This is a genomic window from Streptomyces sp. A5-4 (assembly GCF_051131715.1).
Lineage (GTDB): Bacteria > Actinomycetota > Actinomycetes > Streptomycetales > Streptomycetaceae > Streptomyces.
Window position 1 is genome coordinate 4,448,380 of sequence record NZ_CP178591.1, and the last position, 19,118, is coordinate 4,467,497.

The 19,118-nt window shown below is 70.1% G+C and carries 14 protein-coding genes; 8 read left to right on the plus strand and 6 right to left on the minus strand.

Features of this window, described 5'->3' with window-relative positions; all coding sequences use genetic code 11:
- Nucleotides 1-89: 89 nt before the first annotated feature.
- Genes ACLLJJ_RS20575 through fxlM form a run of 3 tightly spaced genes read left to right on the plus strand, consistent with a single transcriptional unit; the run spans nt 90 to nt 6,562 of the window.
- Nucleotides 90-3,179 carry a lantibiotic dehydratase gene (locus ACLLJJ_RS20575; RefSeq protein WP_434593620.1) on the plus strand — a complete coding sequence of 1,030 codons (3,090 nt, stop codon included), beginning with the start codon at nt 90-92 and terminating at the stop codon, nt 3,177-3,179.
- Nucleotides 3,176-4,441: a lanthionine synthetase C family protein gene (locus ACLLJJ_RS20580; protein WP_434593622.1), complete on the plus strand. Its 1,266-nt coding sequence runs from the start codon at nt 3,176-3,178 to the stop codon at nt 4,439-4,441. The genes ACLLJJ_RS20575 and ACLLJJ_RS20580 overlap by 4 nt, the downstream gene beginning before the upstream one ends.
- A 27-nt stretch (nt 4,442-4,468) precedes the next feature.
- Nucleotides 4,469-6,562 carry a methyltransferase, FxLD system gene (fxlM, locus tag ACLLJJ_RS20585; RefSeq protein WP_434593625.1) on the plus strand — a complete coding sequence of 698 codons (2,094 nt, stop codon included), beginning with the start codon at nt 4,469-4,471 and terminating at the stop codon, nt 6,560-6,562.
- A 130-nt stretch (nt 6,563-6,692) separates the two neighbouring features.
- Here the strand turns inward: fxlM and ACLLJJ_RS20590 are convergent, their stop codons facing one another.
- From ACLLJJ_RS20590 to ACLLJJ_RS20605, 4 genes are read right to left on the minus strand one after another with little or no spacing between them, the layout of a single operon-like run.
- A complete protein-coding gene (locus ACLLJJ_RS20590) occupies nt 6,693-7,184 on the minus strand; it encodes a hypothetical protein (protein ID WP_434593628.1) in 492 nt (163 codons plus the stop codon).
- A 1-nt stretch (nt 7,185) separates the two neighbouring features.
- Nucleotides 7,186-9,372 carry an integrase gene (locus ACLLJJ_RS20595; protein WP_434593631.1) on the minus strand — a complete coding sequence of 729 codons (2,187 nt, stop codon included), beginning with the start codon at nt 9,370-9,372 and terminating at the stop codon, nt 7,186-7,188.
- Nucleotides 9,369-11,099 carry a hypothetical protein gene (locus tag ACLLJJ_RS20600; RefSeq protein WP_434593634.1) on the minus strand — a complete coding sequence of 577 codons (1,731 nt, stop codon included), beginning with the start codon at nt 11,097-11,099 and terminating at the stop codon, nt 9,369-9,371. Before ACLLJJ_RS20600 ends, ACLLJJ_RS20595 begins: the two co-directional genes overlap by 4 nt.
- On the minus strand, nt 11,099-12,553 hold the full coding sequence (locus tag ACLLJJ_RS20605) for a site-specific integrase (RefSeq protein WP_434593637.1): 1,455 nt from the start codon (nt 12,551-12,553) through the stop codon (nt 11,099-11,101). The genes ACLLJJ_RS20600 and ACLLJJ_RS20605 overlap by 1 nt, the downstream gene beginning before the upstream one ends.
- A 275-nt stretch (nt 12,554-12,828) precedes the next feature.
- Here ACLLJJ_RS20605 and ACLLJJ_RS20610 point away from each other — a divergent pair, with 275 nt between their 5' ends.
- The gene (locus ACLLJJ_RS20610) at nt 12,829-13,248 is read left to right on the plus strand and encodes a hypothetical protein (RefSeq protein ID WP_434593639.1); all 420 of its coding nucleotides are present in this window, start codon (nt 12,829-12,831) and stop codon (nt 13,246-13,248) included.
- Nucleotides 13,249-13,457: 209 nt separating this feature from the next.
- On the plus strand, nt 13,458-14,126 hold the full coding sequence (locus ACLLJJ_RS20615; protein WP_434593642.1) for a hypothetical protein: 669 nt from the start codon (nt 13,458-13,460) through the stop codon (nt 14,124-14,126).
- Nucleotides 14,127-14,344: 218 nt separating this feature from the next.
- On the opposite strand, the gene ACLLJJ_RS20620 is transcribed toward ACLLJJ_RS20615, so the two are convergent.
- Nucleotides 14,345-14,914, minus strand: a complete 570-nt coding sequence (locus ACLLJJ_RS20620) for a peptide deformylase (RefSeq protein WP_434593644.1) — start codon at nt 14,912-14,914, stop codon at nt 14,345-14,347.
- On the minus strand, nt 14,911-15,882 hold the full coding sequence (locus ACLLJJ_RS20625) for a helix-turn-helix domain-containing protein (RefSeq protein ID WP_434593647.1): 972 nt from the start codon (nt 15,880-15,882) through the stop codon (nt 14,911-14,913). Before ACLLJJ_RS20625 ends, ACLLJJ_RS20620 begins: the two co-directional genes overlap by 4 nt.
- A 151-nt stretch (nt 15,883-16,033) precedes the next feature.
- Between ACLLJJ_RS20625 and ACLLJJ_RS20630 the strand changes: the two genes are divergently transcribed.
- Genes ACLLJJ_RS20630 through ACLLJJ_RS20640 form a run of 3 tightly spaced genes read left to right on the plus strand, consistent with a single transcriptional unit; the run spans nt 16,034 to nt 19,118 of the window.
- Nucleotides 16,034-17,191 carry a glycosyltransferase gene (locus ACLLJJ_RS20630; RefSeq protein WP_434593650.1) on the plus strand — a complete coding sequence of 386 codons (1,158 nt, stop codon included), beginning with the start codon at nt 16,034-16,036 and terminating at the stop codon, nt 17,189-17,191.
- Nucleotides 17,188-17,892 (plus strand): hypothetical protein, encoded by a 705-nt coding sequence (locus ACLLJJ_RS20635; RefSeq protein WP_434593652.1) that lies wholly within the window; start codon nt 17,188-17,190, stop codon nt 17,890-17,892. Before ACLLJJ_RS20630 ends, ACLLJJ_RS20635 begins: the two co-directional genes overlap by 4 nt.
- Nucleotides 17,889-19,118 carry a hypothetical protein gene (locus ACLLJJ_RS20640; RefSeq protein ID WP_434593655.1) on the plus strand — a complete coding sequence of 410 codons (1,230 nt, stop codon included), beginning with the start codon at nt 17,889-17,891 and terminating at the stop codon, nt 19,116-19,118. The genes ACLLJJ_RS20635 and ACLLJJ_RS20640 overlap by 4 nt, the downstream gene beginning before the upstream one ends.

Consider the following 19,118-nt stretch of genomic DNA (forward strand, 5'->3'; position numbering starts at 1 on the left):
AAGGGGGTCGGCTCCGGCAGGTTCGCCTGCCGGAGCCGGCCCCCGCACGTCATTTCCCTGCGATATCCGGCCATCCGGGAGGCACGAGGGTGAAGGCAGCCGAGCGCACGCCGTACTACCGGCCCGTCGACGCGGCGATGCTGCGGGCGAGCGTCCACCGCGCAGACATGCTGCTGCCGCCGTGGCCCGGCGTGAACACGGAGGGCGGGCAGTGGTCGGGGTGGCTGGCACAGGTGTGGACGGACGGCACGGTGGCCGAGGCCGTCGCGCTCGCCAGCCCGGTGCTGGCCGAGCAGATCGAGGCGATGCTCACCGGACGGCCGACCGCCGTAGCGCAGGCCCGGCGCATGGCGATGGCGCTGGCCCGGTATCTGCTCCGCATGCGCGGCCGTGCCACCCCCTTCGGGACCTTCGCCGGCGTCAGCGCGGCGCACTTCGCCCCGCACCCCACACCGCGGTGGAGCGAACGTCATCGGACACGGACACGGACCCGGGCCGATGCGGTGTGGGTCGCTGAGATCACCGCCCGCCTCGAAGCATGCCCGGCCCTGCTGCGGCGGCTGCCGGTCGTGATGAACGATCTGGCTGTCGAGCGAGGTGACCGGCTGATCGTGCCCTGGCAGCCGCACACCGGTGCTCCTTCGCGCGGGCCGCAGGACGAGGTGTCGGTGCGGCTGATCCCCGTCGTGCGGACGATCCGGCACACGGCGCTATCCCCGGTCCGGGTCAGTGACCTGATCGACAAGGTCGTCGCCGAACACCCCGGCGCCGCCCACCCGGCCCTGGAGGCGATGATCGGTGAACTGGTGGCGCGAGGTGTGCTGATCAGCAGCCTGCGTGCCCCCTCGACCGTCACGGAAGCCCTTGCCCACCTCTTGGACCGGCTACACGGGACGGACACCTCCCACCTGCCCGAGGTGCAGCCCCTGGTCCACGAACTGCACACGATCCACGCGCAGTTACACAGGGTCGATGACGCAGGGTCCCCGGTCGGCGGATGGGGCCGGCGTGAGGCCGCACGGAGGATGCGGGCGCTATGCGCTGCCGTTGAGCAGCCCCTGACGGTTGACCTGCGGCTCGGGGGCGCTCTGGTGCTGCCGCAGCAGGTGGCGGCCGAGGCCGCCGTAGCGGCCCAAGCTCTCATCCGGCTCAGCCCGGTCCCCAGTACGAGCCGGTCGTGGCGCGAGTATCACGGCAGCTTCGTCGGCCGGTACGGGACCGGCACTCTGGTACCGGTGACGGAATTGGCCAATCCCGTCACAGGGCTCGGCTTCCCCCGCCACTTCAGCAAGCCGCACCCGGAGGTCATGGAGACTTCGCCGCGGGACGAGGCCCTGCTCGCCCTGGCTCAGCAGGCCGCGCTCGACGGCGCCGACGAAGTCGTCCTCGATCAGAAGGCCCTCGACACGCTCACTGCCGGGAACAGGGACGCGAGGCGGCCGGTGTCGGCGGTGGATCTGTGGGTCGACGTCCGCGCCGCCTCGCCGGCCGCGCTCGCCGAGGGCGCGTTCAGCCTGGGTGTGTGCGGCTTCGGGCGGATCGCCGCCAACACCGGCCGGTTTCTCGACCTGCTGGAGGAAGCCGACCGGCAGCGGATGACCGGCCTGTACGCCGCGCTACCGCCCGGCGTGCACGGTGCGCTGGCAGCCCAACTGTCCTTCCCGCCGCGGCATCCGCGCATCGAGAACGTTCTGCGCGTCCCGCCCGTACTGCCCGACGTGATCCCCCTGGCCGAGCACCGCGAGCCCGCAGACGGGCACATTCCGGTGGCGGATCTCGCCGTCACCGCCGACTCGACGCGGTTGTACGTCGTCTCGCGCACCCGAGGGCGGGTGGTGGAGCCGATGCTGCCGCACGCTGGGGCACGGCACACCATGCCGCCTCTGGCCCGGCTGCTGTTCGAGATCCCGCGCTCCGTTCACCCGGCGGTTACCTCCTTCGACTGGGGCACGGCCGGCTGCCTGCCGTTTCTGCCCCGTGTGCGCTACGGCCGCAGCATCCTCGCCCCTGCCCAGTGGCGCCTTGATCCGGCCGACCTCCCCGGCCCCGACGTCCCGATGCCCGCGTGGTCTTCGGCCCTGGAGACGGTGCGTGAACAGCGACGGCTGCCTGCCGGCATCGCGGTGGGCGCCGGTGACCGCCGCATGCGGCTGGACCTGGACGAGTCCATGGACCGCTCGGTGTTACGGGCTCACCTGGAGACGGCCACTGGCCCGGTCACCCTCGCCGAGGCGCCCACCGCCGCGGACCACGGCTGGCTCGACGGCCGGGCCCACGAGATCGTGATCCCGCTGGCCGCCACCGCGCCGCCCGAGCCCGCGCCGGTGTTCCTGACCGGCTCGGCACCGCTGCCGATCACCGGCCAGGACCACGGGGCCGGGGTGGTGTTCGTGCAGCTGTACGGGCACCCCGACGTGTTCGACACGATCCTCACCACCCATGTGCCCACCCTGCTTCAGCGGTGGCAGACACCGCCGCAGTGGTGGTTCGCACGCTACCGCCACCCCGCCCCTCACCTGCGGCTCCGTCTTCACGACCCGGACGGCGAGCGGGCCGCCGGACGAATGGCGGCCTGGGCGGCCGGGCTGCGGCAGCACGGCCTGGCCGGGAAGATCACCTTCGACGCCTACCGCCCGGAGACCGGCCGGTACGGGACCGGGCCGGCCATGGAGGCTGCCGAGGAGCTGTTCGCCGCTGACTCCGCGGCCGTCGTGGCCCAGCTGAGATGCCTGTCCGCCAGCCGGGAGATCCACCCGCAGGCCCTGACCGCCGCCAGCTTGGTCGACCTGGCAGGCGCCGTGAGCGGCGGCCGGGCAGCGGGGATGCGCTGGCTGACCGGCCACCCTGATCTCGCAGCCGGTGCACCCGGGCAGGACCGCGACGTGCGCCGCCAGACACTCCGTCTCGCCGACAGCGGGCTGTTGGGCCTGGCGGGCGGGGCGGCTGTCGCTGCGGCCTGGGCTGCCCGCGCTACAGCGGCCTCCCGCTACACCGCCCGCCTCACCCCCGAAACCACCCGCGTCACGCCGGAGTCGGTGCTCGGCTCGCTGCTGCACATGCACCACGTCCGCGCCCACGGGATCGACCCGCAGGCCGAGGCGATGGCGCACAAGCTGGCGCGTTCGGTCGCCCTGGCCCATGCCGCACGGACCGCCGACGACGAAGGAGGCGGCCGGTGACCCTGCTGGAGGAGAGCGGACTGCACGAGGCAGCGGCGGCGGTGGCCGAGGAGCTGAGTGCCGCCCTGGCCCTGCCCCCACCGGTCGAATACGGCGACGACTACAGCCCTGACAGCCCGCGCTGGCGTGACCAGTCGCTGTCCAAGGGCGCCGCCGGAGTCGCCGTCCTGCACGGCCTGCGCGCCCAACGCGGCCTCGGCGGTGAAGAGGAGATGCGTGCGTGGCTGGCCCGCGCCACCCGCGACGATCTCAGCGCCGGTCCCGGTGCGGGCCTGTGGTTCGGCGCCCCCGCCGTCGCCTTCGCCCTCCACGCTGCCGCCCCCGGCCGGTCTCCGAACACCATGGCCAGCCTGGACACGGCCATCGCCGACCTCACCGACACCCGGCTCAGGGCCGCCCACGCCCGCCTGGACGCCCAGCGCCGCCCGGCACTGTACGAGTTCGACCTGGTCCGAGGGCTGACCGGGCTGGGTGCCTACCTGCTGCACCGCGACCCCGGCGGTGACCTCGTCCGCCGGGTCCTCACCTATCTGGTCCGGCTCACCAGGCCGGTTACGGCCGATGACCCGGCGGGGCCGGACGCACCGGGCTGGTGGACAGGCGACGTCCCCACCGGGTCGGACGATCCCGCCTTCGCGGCCGGGCAAGCCGATTTCGGCATGGCCCACGGCATCGCCGGGCCCCTGGCCTTCATGGCGATCTCGATGCGCAATGGGGTGAGCGTCGACGGACAACACGAGGCCGTCGAGACCATCTGCCGATGGCTGGACACGTGGCGGCAGCAGGCCCCGGCGGGCCCGTGGTGGCCTGAACGGATCACGCTCGACGAGCTTCGCGACGGCCGGCCGCACCGGGACCGGCCGGCGCGGCCCTCCTGGTGCTACGGCACCCCCGGCCAGGCCCGCGCTCAGCAACTTGCCGCCCTCGCGACGGGCGATGCCGTCCGCCAGCGGGCGGCCGAGGAAGCCCTGGTCCGCTGCCTGGACGACCCCGTCCAGCTCGCCCGCATCGTTGATCCCGCCCTCTGCCACGGCTGGGCCGGGCTCCTCGCCACGGCCTGGCATGCCGCCGCCGACGCGTCCACCCCCGACCTCGCCGACCGCGTCCCGGGCCTGCTGGGCACCCTCCTCGACCACGCCCGCGACACCCCGCCCGGAGCACTGCCCGGCCTGATCGAAGGCACCGCCGGCATTGCCCTGACCCTGCACAGCATCGCCACCGGCACGACCGGCGGCTGGCAGTCCTGCCTCCTCCTTGGCTGAACACCACCGACAGCGAACGGAAGCGTGATGACAAGCGAAGCGGACACCGACAAGTGGCGTCAGGTGAACCTGTGGTGCGAGACCTGGCAGGCCGCCGAACAGATGGCCACCACCCACCTCGGGCCCCTGCTGACCGAGGCCGAAGAGACCGGAGACATCGCCTCCTGGTGGTTCATCCGAAAGCGTGAATCATGGCGGCTGCGCGTCCTGCCCGCAGACGGCCCGGGCGAAGCCACCACCGCCTTCCTCGCGCGGCTCACCAGGACGCTCACCGACCGCGCCGCGATCCGCGCGTACGCCGATGGCGTCCCATACGAGCCGGAGACCCGCCGCTTCGGCGGAGCCCAGGCGATGACCATCGCGCACAGTCTCTTCCACACCGACAGCAGCCACATCCTTCGCCACCTCGCCCGCCCGCCCGAAGGCGGCGACCACCGCCGCGAGCTCGGGATGCGGCTGGCCACCCGGATGATGCTCGCCGCCGGACAGGACTTCTACGAGCAGGGCGACATCTGGGCTGCCCTCGCCGAACACCGCAGCCCAGACGGCAGCCCGGAGCCCTCGGCGGCGACCCTCGCCGCGGTGCAGACCCTCCTCACCGCCAAAGCAGACAGCCCCGGCAGTCCGCTGACTCTCACGCCCGCCTGGCCCGCAGGCTTCGAGGACGCCGGACGCGCCCTCGCCGACCTGGCCCACCACGGGCACCTCACCCGCGGGCTGCGGGCCGTCCTCACCGACCATCTGCTGTTCGCCTTCAACCGGCTCGGCATCTCCGCCCCGTACCAGGCGGTCATGGCCACCGCCGCCAGCCGGGTCATCTTCCACCGCGAACCCGTACCCGACGCGGTCCCGCACAACGACAGAACCGACCCCACCCAGCCCACTACAGTCAGGCCAGTGAACATGGACACCACCGACAAAACGACCGTCGATCCGCAGGCACTGCGTGCGGCCCTCATCGCCAAGATCGACAGCCTCGGCGTCTTCCGCACCACGGCGGTCAAGGACGCCTTCCGCACCGTGCCCCGGCACCTGTTCCTGCCCGGGGTGGATCTGCCGGCGGCGTACGCGCCCAAGCCGGTGGTGACCAAGCGCGCCGACGACGGCACCGCCGTCTCCTCCGCGTCCAGCCCCACCATCGTGGCCACCATGCTCGAACAGCTCGAAGCCGCCCCCGGGCAGCGTGTTCTGGAAATCGGAGCGGCCACCGGCATCAACGCCGCCCTTCTGACAGAGCTGGTCGGCCCGGCCGGTGAGGTCGTGACCATCGAGCTCGACGACGACCTGGCCGACGGCGCCCGCGCCCACCTGGCCGACGCCGGATACGACAAGGTCACGGTGGTCTGCGGCGACGGAGCGCTCGGCGACCCGCACGGCACGACGTTCGACAGGATCATCGTCACCGCCGGAGCGTGGGACATCTCCGCTGCCTGGTGGCAGCAGCTCGCCGTCGGCGGGCGCATCGTCGTCCCGCTCCGGCTGCACGGCAGCGGCCTGACCCGCTCGCTCGCCTTCGACCGCACCGACGACGCCCGGATGCTCAGCACGAATGCGGCGGTGTGCGGGTTCGTGCCCATGCGCGGGGCATCGGAGATGGGCGAACGCCACGTCCGTCTCGCCGATGACGTCATCCTCAAACTCGACGCCGACGACCTGCCCGACGAGGCCGCGCTCGCCACGGCTCTCGCCCACCCCGCGCACCAGCAGTGGACCGGGATCGGGGTCCGTCACGACGAACCCGCAGCCCACCTCGACCTCTGGCTCGCCACGATCAACAGCGGCCTCAGCTTCGGCCGTCTGTCCGTCGGAACCGCCGCCCGCACGCTCGGCGTGGCCGACCCCGCGCTGCGGTGGGCCGGTGCGGGCCTGTACGAAGGCGGCACGATCGCCTACCTCGCCGTACGGCCGGTCAGCGACGACGCGGACGAACTGGGCATCATCACGCACGGCCCGGACAGCGGCAAGCTCACCGGCCAGGTCAACGACCTCCTGCACCGCTGGAGCCAGACGCGACCCGCCCAGCCCGTCATCACCGCCTACCCCGCCGCAACCCCCGGCGACCAGCTCGTGTCCGGTGCCCGCGTCACCCGGCCCGACACCCACCTGACCATCAGCTGGTGATCAAGCACGAGGCAGGCGTCCGCCCGGCATGGGGCGACCCGCCCATCTCGGCAGTGGTGCCCACGAATTCTCCGCCCGCAGCCTTCTGCTGAGGCGCGGGTGCCCCGGCTTTCGCCGGGGCACCCGCACCTTAACTGCACGATCCGTACGGTGCGGTTCCGGCCGACGGGAGCCGGCGGACGTTCTCGCCGCTGGTGACCTGCTTGCGCAGGCGTTCGATCTCGTCGTGCTGGGCGGCCAGCCGGGAGATCGCCAGGGCCCTGAACTCGGTTAGCTTGAGCAGCTCCTCGTCCCGCTTGGCCACCCGCTCCCGCAGTTCGGCGTTCTGCGTTTTGAGCCGCTCGATCTGCGCGGCCCGCGGGTCGACGATCTCTCCGGCGTCCTGCAGCTGCTTCACCCGCCGCTCGAACTCCTCGGCAAGGTGCTGGTAGGCGCCAGGTCGTTCAGAGCCGTCCCGGGCCTTCTTGGGGTAGAAGCCGGTGCGGGTGACGTTCGCCAGGGCGGCGAGCGTCTTGAGGTCGCACTTGCCGCCGGGCGGCAGGTTCCCGGCCAGCACGTGTTCCATGGCGGCACGGATCGCGGCCTCGTTGCGGGCCTTGTCGTCCTTGGTGAGGCGGGCCATCTCAGTCCTCTCCCATGGATGCCGCGGGGGCGGCAGCATCGATCTCGGCGACAACGCGCACGGCACGGTCGCGTTCGGGTACGAGCCGCATCTTCTCGCCCTTGCCCACCCGAGGGCTCTCGACGAAAACGTCGATCGTGGTGATCTGCCCGAGCCACACCGACCGGTGGCGGAGGTGGTGGGTGGCCTGCGGGCAGCGGGCCGAGTCACACATGCCCACCAGCGGGCGCTTGGCGTCCGGGGTGCCGGCCAGCTTGAGGCACAGGGCCTTGGACGGGTCTCGGAACCAGCAGAAGTTGGCCGCCCCGACGTGAAGCGTCTTGGCGACCTTGCGCAGAAGGCTCTCCAGATGCCTGTCGTCAGCGAGGACCTTCGGGTCGCTGCGGGCGGCCTCCTTGAGCTCGGCATCCACGTGGTGGAAGGCTTCGATCAGATACCGGGCACCGGGCCCGGCCGGCAGAAGGCCCGCCTGAGCCTCGCGGAATGCCTCGACCGTCAGCTCCAAGCGGGTCTCCTCCTCGGCCTCCTCGACCTCGGCCAGGAACAGCCGCTGAGAGCCGCCGGGAGTCGCGGCGTACCCCTCCGTCGTGGCCACAGAAATGTGCTTCAGAGCCACCTTCGCCGCCAGGAGCCCGCCGGGCCGCTGGGCGATGGCCAGGGAAAGCGTACGACGCAGGCTCCGCGCGGAGACAGGCCCCTTCGGGATGACGGGCAGCCCCCATCGCTCGCGGGTCCCGCTCTTCTCCAGCCAGATACGAAGATTACTCAGCCGACTGTTCAGCTCGATGCTGTCGAACAGGGCTTCCCCTTCAGGGCGGTCCACCAGACGTTCGGCCAGCGCGACGGCCGAATCCACCTGCTCGATGACCACCCACTCATCCGGGACACCGCCGAACTTCTGGAACTTGATCAGACGTCCCGCGACCCGGAACCGGACGTCTTTGCCGGTCAAGGGCTTCTCGGTACGGCGGCAGCCGACAGAGAGTTCGTGCAGTTCACTGGAACGCATACCAGTCAACGCGGAAATCACCGTGAGACAGGCCGTCCGCACGTAGTCGGCCATGATACGAAGCTCCTCCTCGGCCAGCGGCACTGTCCACGGGACAAGCACACCGTCATCGGAGCGAGGGATCACGGCGGCATGACGGCCCCAGGGCTGCTGGAAACCCACCTCAGCAGCCAACTCCAGCACCTCAGGCCGCAGGAGCCAGCGCAGCTCCCAGGACATGCGCTGGGCACCGATCAGACGGCTCATGTGGCCCCAGGCCATCCGCTCCAGCGCGTCCTCCCCGAACAGCGCGCGGCGTTGGGCCAGTTGCTTCTCGCTGAGCTCCGGCAGGGGCTGTCCACTGGCCCGGATTTCGTCGAGGAGCTTGCGGATCAGTGGTGCGTGACTCAAGTTGGCCCTATCCGGTATCTCACCCGGCGCGGTCTTGGCCCGGTAGTCCTCCAGAAGATCCGCCACATGCGGGCCCACGGTGTTGACGAGGTAGAGGCAGGTCTCCAGCAAAGGCTGCAGCATCCCGTCCGGGACCGGCTGAACCTTGTTCTCGCCACGGACCGGCATCCGACCAACCACCTGTGCCGCCGTCTTGCCCGGCCAAGGTACGAAGCCCGGGCCGTAGCCGTCGGTCGACAGCAGATCGTCGTACCAGGCCACGAGCTTCATGCAGAAGACGTGCTCGCGGATGGTTTCTGGCAGCAGTCGGCGGCTCGGCTCATGCGGCTTGGGAATGCTCCATGAACGTTCCTCCAGGTACAACTCGCACATCTCCTGGGTCACCTCGCCCAAGGCGGCGACACCGCGTTTGGTGAGCCAGTTGAACCAGCTGGTGAGTCCCTGCAGACGGCGGTAGCAGGTGCGAGGGTTCTGGACACGGCGCAAAGCGAAGGGGCACTCCAGGACTGCCTCGTGCTGCGGTGTCATCAAGGCAAGCACCACTTCCTTGGCCACCACCCGCCAGGCTGGATTGAGGATCACCTTGAACTCCCAGACGAGCTCGTAGTCCTTGACCATGCGGTGGGTGTCGGCGAGGCAGCTGAGGTCCCACGTGTCCCAGTCAAAGAACGGGACCGCAGCGTCCGGCCGGACTCGCAGGCCGGCGGTCAGGCACACGTCACAGCCCGCGAAAGCGGAGCTGCCACCGCGGCGCTGGGGCAGGGCGGCGGGCATAGGAAGGGGCATCATACGGTGGCCTCCTCGGGCCGCAGGGGGAGCTCGGTGTCGTCACCAGCGACTTCGAGTTCGGCCTCTTCCTTCGCCTCCGCGGAGAACTTGGGCAGGATCTCCTCACTCAGGCGCTGGGCGTACGGGCCGAAGACCCGCAGGTAGTGCTCGGTGGGCATTTGCCGGAACTGGCGCAGGAAGAAGGCATCCAGCCGCAGCAGATTCGCGCTGTGCCGAGGCAGGAACACGGCCAGGGGACACAGCAGGCAGACCCAGGGGCGAGCCGGGCAGGGCTTTCCCGCGGGACCGTGCAGGCCAGCGAGCTGGTCGCTGCATGCCGCGGTGAACACATCGCGTTCACCGCCTACAAGTTCGGCAATCGCAGCGGCATCCAGTCCCAGCTGCTGAACCTCATTGGGGAACCCTTCGGCCAGTTCCGCGGCCTGCTCGGAGGACAGAACGATGGGCGGCTTCGCTTTGCGCAAGACGAGGGTTTGGCCGTCCTCGATGATGGATTCCACCGCGTCCAGTGCAGCGGGATCGGTCGGCGTGACGTAGTGATCTCCCTCCGTGCGAGCGGTGTGATTCGGGTCAATGGTGGCCCGCCCCGTCCAGCCCCGTCGTGACAAACGCTCCTCGTAGGTAGCGCGGATCCGACCGCGATTGATCACCAGCACTCGACCGTCATCATCCAACAGATCGAGATCCGCGATGAGTTGGCGCTGGGTTTTCCCCGTTGCCGGAGGCCCCGTGACCTTGTCGCTGGAGAAGGAGGCGTGGGCAATCCATAGATGTCCCCGCAGAGCATCGCCCGCGAAACGCCGCAACGTGGCTGAGTGATCCAGCCACCGTTCCAGCAGACGAACGGCGCGGGAGGGGATGTTGAGACTCTCCCGCGCCGTGCGGCCCTTCATGTAGGTCAGCAAGACGGTGGCGTCGCCTGCCCAGTCCACTCCGTCAAGGCCCAGGTCATCGATGCCATCCGGGACGATCCCGCAGTACAGGCCGAGCAGGATCGCGTACGTGTGCTGGACGGCCTGGCTGGGGAAGAGACCCTCGCGAACCTGCTTTACCGTTTCGGCGGCCTCATCGCCGTCCCTGTAACGGAGGTGGCCACGGATGTACTCGCGGTACTCGCTGTGGAAGCGCATCGGGCCCATCCTCAACAGCAGCCAGGCGACGTCCTCCTCGTTGTGCTGCCCGCTCACTCGCGGATCGCGTCCACTCTCCGCAAGCCGGAGCAGCCTCTTGTGGTCTCGCCAGCTCTGTTCCGCCGCCTGCCGCAGCGACGATTCCATCCGCTCCCACTCGCCGTCGGAGTAGGCGCGATACGGCTTGCTCCGCCTCTGCTGCTGTACTGCCTTCCCCTTGAGAGACGCGCGGACCTCCGGCTTGAGGCGGCCGGTCTCCAGGTCGAAGCCCTTCAGGATCAGACGCACATCGCGTTCACGGTCGTACGTGTTTGCCAGGAAGTACCGATTCAGCAGCGGCCGCGTCAGATCGGCCGCCGAACCGGTGAATCCTTCCTTCGCCAGTTTCTTGACCGTCTGCCGCACCGCAACCGCGTAGTTGGTGGCCGTTTCTCTCGCCCCGACGCCCCCATGCGGATGCACGTTCGCGGCCATACCCACGGCGAGGTCGTGCGCAAGCCGCTCGTTGGGCAAGCCGGCCAGCGGGAATGTCCACTCGGTCCCGTCCTTGAACCAGCAGCGTATGGACAGCGGTTCGTCAATCACCGTCGCGGGCATCAGTCTTCGTCCTCATCTGCGAATTCAGCGGCGACCTCGGCAGCTGCCGCCGGGTCCGGCCCAACAGCCGTGTCCTTGTACGCCTCGCGGTAGATCCGGGTGACGTCCAAGCGGGCGATGTAAAGCTCCGTCGACGTGACACTCGTATGTCCGAGCAGGTCTCTCAGGATCAACATCGGTTCGTGTTTGCGCAGGTAGAGGGCCATCGCGGCGTCGTCGCCTGCGTCCTTCACCAAGGCCGCTGCCTGTTGGTAGTAGCCCGCCACCAACTGCTCCAGCGTGCGCATCGCCATGGTGTGGCGTACCCGGTGGGGCCCCACGGTCGGGAACCGCGGCTCGTACCGCTCACGGATCCGTGCGGACGTACGGCGGAAGACCGTCGCCCAGTCGACGAAGGGCTGCCCTGTGGACTGCAGGCCCACCAGCGGCGACTGGCCCTCTGGCGTGACCAGCCGCAGCCTCTCCTGTGGGGTCAACTGCCTCCAGGACCTTCGCTTCCCATTGAGGATCGCGCCTTCCCAATCCGGCTCCTCAACCAGCAACGCAGGGCCGAGCTTTGACGGTGGGCGCCACTTGTACCCCTCCGCGGACGCGGCACGGTCCAACTCGATGTACTGGTGCATCTCAGCGAGCACGTCATAGTGGATCCACGATGTCCGGGCCTTCTTGCCCTTGGTGATCGCATGGGCCAGCGGGAACAGCACCGGGACCGGCGTCGGATGGCGGGGAAGCGGCGGCACCTCGTAGATCGTCAGGTACGTGAACTCCTGCTTGCGCAGTCCGCTGGACCGCACCAGCTTGCCCATCGCCGCGTTCCGGGCCCCTTCACGGACTCTCCGGTAGCGCGTGTCCGGCTCTCCACCGGGCCCCAGGCCAGCCAGCGCATACTCGAACAACTCAGTGAAGTTCCACTCGAGATACTTGATCGTGGTGTGCGACCTCGGCTGTCGCAGCTTCGCCTGGTTGACCTCCACGTCGACCATCACTCCGTGGGCCATGCGCTTGCCCATCCGGTAGGTGAACGGCACGGAAGGGGCGATCCCTTCATCGCGGGCCCAGCCGTAGAAGTTCGACAAGATCCCCATGTGGAGGTTCCACGTGGTGTGGTCCCATCGCATCTTCAGCGAGCCGGCCAGGCGGTACTCGGCGTACATACTCAAGGCGGCGCGGAGATCGTCCCGGCTACCGAAGAGGTGGACACCGCGGTCCTTGAGGAACGTCATCCACTCGCACAGGCACCCGGCGCCGTTCTCCCAAGTCCGCACGGCAGGCGCACCGTTGAGAGGCATCTCGCCCAGCCATTTGTTCACGTAGACCGTGGGGCGGGGGGAGCCGGGGCCGTCCTCGAACCGGAGATCGTCGTCGATCAGGACCGGCATCTGATCACGTATGAGGGGTTGCCGGGACAAGTCCCAGGACTCCCAGCCTGTCGGGGAGAAGCTGATCCATTGCATGGGCCGGAGCGTAGGTATCCGACATGAAGAAATGCAACAGACTTGCGAGTTCTCGTTGAGGCGCACCTCAGGGAAAGCGACACAGTCGTTAAGCAGCGACTTCCTCCGAGTACGCGGTGGGGAGGGGCCTTATCTAGTGTGTCAAGTCAAAAGGTGAGGTCAACTGGCTGATAGCCGTTCAGTCAAGTGAGGCACGTCTGGCGCTGGTGAGCCGTTGGAGCTAAGGAATGATCTTGGGACCACGACCGAAGGCGTGATGGGTCGTTGATCTTGGCGTGACGAGTGATACGGGCTGCATCGCCACTGACCAGGCACACGCGGACTCCGCTGCTGTGCTCGCCGGACTGGCCGAGGCGAGGGGCAAGGTACTGGAAGCCCAGCAGTTGCTGGGCGAGCTATTCAAGGCGGGGCCGACGTCACAGGACAGGGTGTTCGGTGAGGGGGCGATGTTCGTCGACGTCCCACAGGGGCGGAGCGAGGGCGCGTTGATGCAGGCGGCCTGGCTCGCTATGAGCGGGGCCGGCCTCGTCCTGGACGTGCTGGAAGGCGATGCACGTGACTGGCTCCCGACGAAGGCGCTGACGTCCTTCGCCGAGGCGAGCCAGCGGGTGGCGAAGGTGCTCGACCAGGAGGCGTATGAGCGATACGTACGCGACCACCCTCTCCCCAGGTACAGCGGCTACCAGCAAGATTGATCTTGAACGAAGAGGGCCCCGGGGGTGACCGGGGCCGCAGCGGAGGACCCCGGCGGGGGCATGGCTGCCGGGGTCCTCCGCTATTCCGGCGGTCGGTCAGTGGCGGGGGCGCCAGCGGGTGAACATGCATCTCGTCCGGAGCTTGCCCCGCACAGGGGATCCTTGGGGAAGGAAACCGATCCCGGCCGACTTCGCCCACGGGGGCAACAATGACCTACAGCGACGATGCCTCTCAGGACACGCAGAGGCTCCTGGCCGCCGCGCAACGAGCGCGCACGATGCTGGAGAGCAGTCGCCAGCGCGCGGCGGCTTCCCTCACACCTGACGCGCTGCGCCAGGAAGTCACTCGGCTCGCGGACGCCTTGGCTGACCTCCTGGCGGGCATCGACCACGCGCACGCCGTGCCCGACGACAAGCTCGACGACGCCGAGTTCACGGAAGACGAGAAGCGAAGGATCGTGGAGGCGGCCGGGCACGCCCATGACGTTCGCCGGACAGCGTTGCAGGAGGTCGAGGCGGTGCACGGCGGCAACATGCCGTTGGATCCCGACGACGAGACGACCGTGCATCGGATGCTTGAGGCGTACTTCCGGCACTGGGAAGTGAAAGCCGCGGAACGGAATCTTCCTGCCATCGCTGACGAGATCGCGCGTCAGCAACGGGACTGGGAGCACGAAGACCGGCTGACGGGCCTGGGCCCGACGTGGCTGCTCAAGTTCGCCACGGAAGCTGAGCTCACCGCGATCGCGAAGCGACTGGAGGACAAGGGCGGCGACGAAGAGATCACCCGTACGGCCATTGCCCGCGCCGCCGTGAAGCGGTGGCTGACTGCTCAGGGACACGTCGTCGACGACAGCGAGACGCTCCCGGAGTGGTGACCGGCGGACGGATTCTGCCGGGCATCTGGGGTTCCGTCGTACGGTGGTGCGCTGTTCTCCGACTTCCACAGGCTGAAGGACGGCGCCCCGCTGCTCGGCGCGAGCACCCCCGGCGAGCCGGGCCCGTTCGGTACGAACAGGAGCCGGAGAGACAGACCGGGGTGGGACCGTCACGGTCTTGTCCTCCCGCGCCGGAGATCGGTTCGGCGCGTGAGGCCCTACTGCTCGTACGCCCACGTACGGCCGGTCTGCCGGTACTCCTCAACCGGGATCGGCTCGACGCCGGGCCGCATCCGGGCCGTGTAGAGGAGTCCGTCGAGGTGGTCGATCTCGTGATGAATCAGCCGGGCGAGGCCGCGTTCGTACACCGTGGTGACTTTGGTGCCGTCGAGTGCGGTGGTTTCTACCGTGATCGTCAGCGGGCGGGGGACCATGCCGCGGACGTCGAAGAAGGACAGGCACCCTTCGTACTGCTCATCGGCTTCCTCGGAGCGCGCGGTGATGCGCGGGTTGAGGAGCACGATCGTCGGGGTGTCTCGGCCGGGTGGCTGGACGGTGGCCGCCGCGCGGCCGGTGCCGATCTGCGGGGCGGCCAGGCCCATGCCCTTGGCGAAGGGGTGGACTTGCCCGATGCGTTCCATCGAGGCGAACAGCATCTCGACGGCGTGTTCGGCGTCTTCGCGTTCGGCGGGCAGGTCGAAGGGGCGGGCCGGCTCGGCCAGGACGGGGGCGCCGTACTGGACCACGCCGATCTCGCGCATCCGCTGGCTGGGCTGCACCACGGTCACCTGAACTCTCCCTGTGTCGCGTCGGTTTCATTGCGGGCGCGGAAGCGCCATTCGAGACGGTAGCGGGCGTGCAGGGCGGGGGCGGAGGTTGTCCAGGTGAACACGCGCATCCCGTCCTCCTCGCTGCGGATCGGGGCGGTCCGCAGCGGCGATGCCTCGGCCGTCATGGAGGTCTCGGTACCCCACACCACCGGGTCGAGCGCCGCGGGGAAAACGAGAGCGACCTCCAAGTGCTCGGTCGGCAGCCGTACGGCCCGCTGGAACCAGCGGCCCCACTTCTCGTCCCCGACCGAGTACGCGTACTCGATCCATACCGACTCGCCGGGGTAGAGCGGGAAGCGGCCCTGGCCGTTCTCGAACAGCAGCCAGATTTCCTTGAAGGCGTCCCGGTCGTGCTTGGCCTCCCAGCGCATCGTCTCGCCCCGGCAGGTTGCCGTGAGCGCGAGTTCATCCCAGGTCAGCGGGTGGATGCGGTAGTGGGCGTTGGACCGCTCCGGTTCGCCGGGGTAGCGGTCGACCGAGATGCGGATCAGGTAGCGCGTCACCGGCTCGTTGCCGGTGTTGCGCAAGCGGCGGCGCATGGTGAGCCGGTAGGCGGTGCCGTCGTAGTCCAGGCGGGCCTGGTCGTGCTCGACGACCAGCGCGGACCCGGACGCGTACGGCTGCTCGGCCCGCCTGGGGGCCGGCGGGGCGGCCGGGCTCTTGGCCCGGACCTTGGCCGCCTCGTATTCGCACCAGCGTTTCCAGATCGCTTTGCCCGCGTTCAGCGCCTCGTCGGCGACCCGGGCGAAGTCCTCGGACGGCTTGTGCCGCCCGGCCTCCATGTGGCTGACGTAGGAGGGGGTGTAGCCCATGGCGGCGGCCAGAGTCTTCTTGGACATGCCGCGGACCTCGCGCCAGTACGCCACCTCGGCCGCGAACGCGTCGACCGCCTGCTCCAAGGTGCTGGCATCGGACTGCTCGTCCATCAAAGCCCCCGCTCGACAAGCTGGTTGATGAAGATGAATGAACCGTGAGTGATCCCAGTTCATCATTCCGTCACGCTCTCTGCCCCCGGTTTCCTTCCCTTATCCGGCCCGCCTCGATCCCCTGCGGGCCCCTTTGGGAAGGACCACGGCGATGCGCGTGCTGTACCTGCTCAACATCTCCAACCCCGACCGGCTGGCCGCCGATTCGGGGTGGATCTTCGCGGACCTGCTCGCCCCGGCGCTGGCGGACGCGGGCGCCGAGGTCACCGTCGCCGCCCCGGCTCCGGCCGGTGACGGGCGGGCCGGCTTCCAGCGCACGGCTGTGCCGGGCACGAAGTACCGGGCCCGTTTCACCTCCGACCTGGACCAGCTGGTCGCGCTGATCCGCGAGGTGCGTCCCGAGGTGGTGGTCGCCAACCAGATCGAGGCCGCCCCCGCAGTACGGACCGCGCTGCTGGAGGCAGGGTCGGACGCGAGGCTTGTGGGGTACTGCCACTACCTGCCGTTCTCCTTCACCGGCGACCAGCAGCTGAGGGTGGACCCCTCCCTGGACGACGCCGGACTCGGGCAGAGCGTTCTGCTGGCGTTCGCCGCAGGTCTCGCCGCCTGCGACCGGGTCCTGACCCACTCCTCCACCGCCGCCTCCTGGACCAGCGCGGCGGCCTCCCGCATGAGTGTCGACCTCGGCGAGAAGCTGCGGATCGTTCCCGCACCGCGCGACGAGCGCCTGGTGCGCGACCCCGCCGACGCCCCGCCGCGCGAGAGCGGCACCGCGGCGGTCGGCGTCTACAACCACCGGCTGTACGCGCACTACGGCACCGCCCGCTTCGTCGACGTCGCCCGGCAGATGACCGGGCCCGCGGTGCGGCTGCGGGTCATGGACCTGTTCGGCGACCGCCGGGCCGGCCGCACCGCTCTGGACTCCAGTCCCGAACGGCACCGCGACGAGCTCGCCGTGCTGCCCGGCGTCGAGATCGTCACCGACCGCGGCGACCGCGTCCGCTACCGGGACCTGCTGGCCGACGCACACTTCGGTATCGCACCGTTCCGTGCGGGCTGCCCCTGGTCGATGAGCGTCATCGACTGCCAGGGCATGGGCCTGCCCGTCATCGCCCCGCGCCTGGGCTGGCTGGCCGAGCACATCGACCCGGAGCTGTTGTTCGACACCGACGCCGAAGCGGTTGCCCTCGCCCGCCGGCTCGCCGAGGACGCCGAGTTCTACGCGGTGCACGCCAAGCGGGCGTTCGCCTCCACCGCCGACTTCACCCCGGCCCTGGTGGCCGCCCGCTACCTGGAGGCGATCGCGTGACCGGCTTCGACGCGGTGATGCTCTCCTACGACGAACCGCTCGCCGACAAGCTTCACGCCCGCCTCCAGCGGGTGCTGGGGCTGAAGGTGAAGCGGCTGCACGGGGTGCACGGGATGCGCCGCGCGTACCGGCTGGCCGCCGAAGTCGTCGACGCCGAGCAGTTCCTCCTCGCCGACGGGGACTTCGTCATCGCCACCGAGTTCGCCGTGCGTGACATCGCGCCGCTGGACGAGGGCGTCTCGATGCGGGTGTGGAGGGCCGTCAACCCGCTCAACGGCCTGGTCTACGGCTACGGCGGCCTCAAGCTGATCCGCCGTTCTGCCCTGCGCGAGCTCGGAGACGCGGTCGACGTGCTGGCCGCGCTGCCCGGCCGTGCCGAGTTCGCCGCCCAGGTCGCGGGCACCACCCGGATCAACCAGAGCCCCTACCACGCGTGGAAGGCCGGTTTCAGGGAGTGCGCGATGCTCGCGCGCGGCAGCGAGTACGGCATGGAGGAGGCCGAAGCCGCCGAGCGGATGGCCGCCTGGACGGCCGGAGGCGACGGCGAGTTCGCCCCGTACGCGGTGGCCGGGGCCCGGGAGGGGATCGACTTCGCCCGCCAGGCCGCCCGCCGGCCGGAGGAGTTCGGGCGGCTCAACGATCCCGGATGGCTGCTGGACCGGTTCGCCGCCGTCCACGGTGACCAGGCGGTCGCCGGATGAGGTCCGGCCCGCTGGTGCTCGTCGAGCCGTTCGCGCACCGGCTCGGCGGGCACCACCAGCGCACCCTGTGCACGCTCGCCGCGACCCGGCCAGGCTCCGTGGTGATCGCCCCCTACGGGGTACCGGCCGAAGCCCGCGCGGAACTGGCCCAGGCCGGAGCGCGGGTCTGCGGTCCGTCCGGTCCGGCCGCCCGGGTGCTCTCCGGGGTCGCGAACGCCGTAGCTGTGACCGCGGCGGTCGGGCGGCGGGTGTTCGCCTCACGGCGCTGGCCGACCGTCCTGCGCCGGGCACCGCACCAGGTCACGCTGCTGGCCCGCTGCCTGACCGAGGCCGCGTGCCTGCGTACCGCCCGGCGGATCGCACCGGAGCCGGCCGCCGTGGTCGTGCTCAGCGCGAGCGAGGCCCTGCACGGTGCCGCCGCCCTCCTCGGCGGGCAGCCTCACCTGCGGTTCGTCCACGAGGCCGTCACCACCGAGGACACGGCAGTACGCCTGATCGGCCGCCTGGCCCGCCGCGGCGAGCGGCGCGTGCTGGCGCTCTACCCGACGGCCGTCGTCCGCGACCAGGCCGCCCCCGCCTTCCCCGGCCTGCCGGGGGTGGTGCGGGCCTTCGCCGTCGACGACGGCAACCGGATCACCGACACCGAACGCACGGCGGCCCGGACCGCCACCGGTCTCACCGCCGACGACACGGCGGTGTGCCTGGTCGGCGGCTGGTGGCCGTACAAGGACCTGGACACCGTGGATGCCGCCCTCGCCCTTCTGGACGGGCCGTTGCACGTGTTCGTCGCCGGCGACCCTGTCGACGCCGCGGTCCTTCACCGGTGGCGAGGACTGCCGCAGGTCACTGTCCACCACACGCCCGGCACGGCGAGCGAGACCCGGCTCCGCGCCGTGTACGCGGCCTGTGACGCCTCGCTGGTCGCCCGCCGGACGGGAGTGGGCAAGGAGTCGGGGCTGGTGATGGGCGCCGTACGCCACGGCGTCCCCCTGCTGGTCTCCGCCCATGATCCGCAGTTGTCCGCCCGGCTGTCCCGGCAGGCGTGGGCCCGCCTGTTCACCGCCGAGGACCCCGCCGCCCTCGCCGACGCCCTGCGGGCCCTCACCCGGCAGCCGCTGCCCCGGCCGGGTGCCGACGCCGCCGCGGCAGTCGGTATGGCCCCGGCGGCCGACCAGACCGCCTTCCTCATCCACGCGTACGCCGAACTGCCGGCCAAGGAGTCCTGA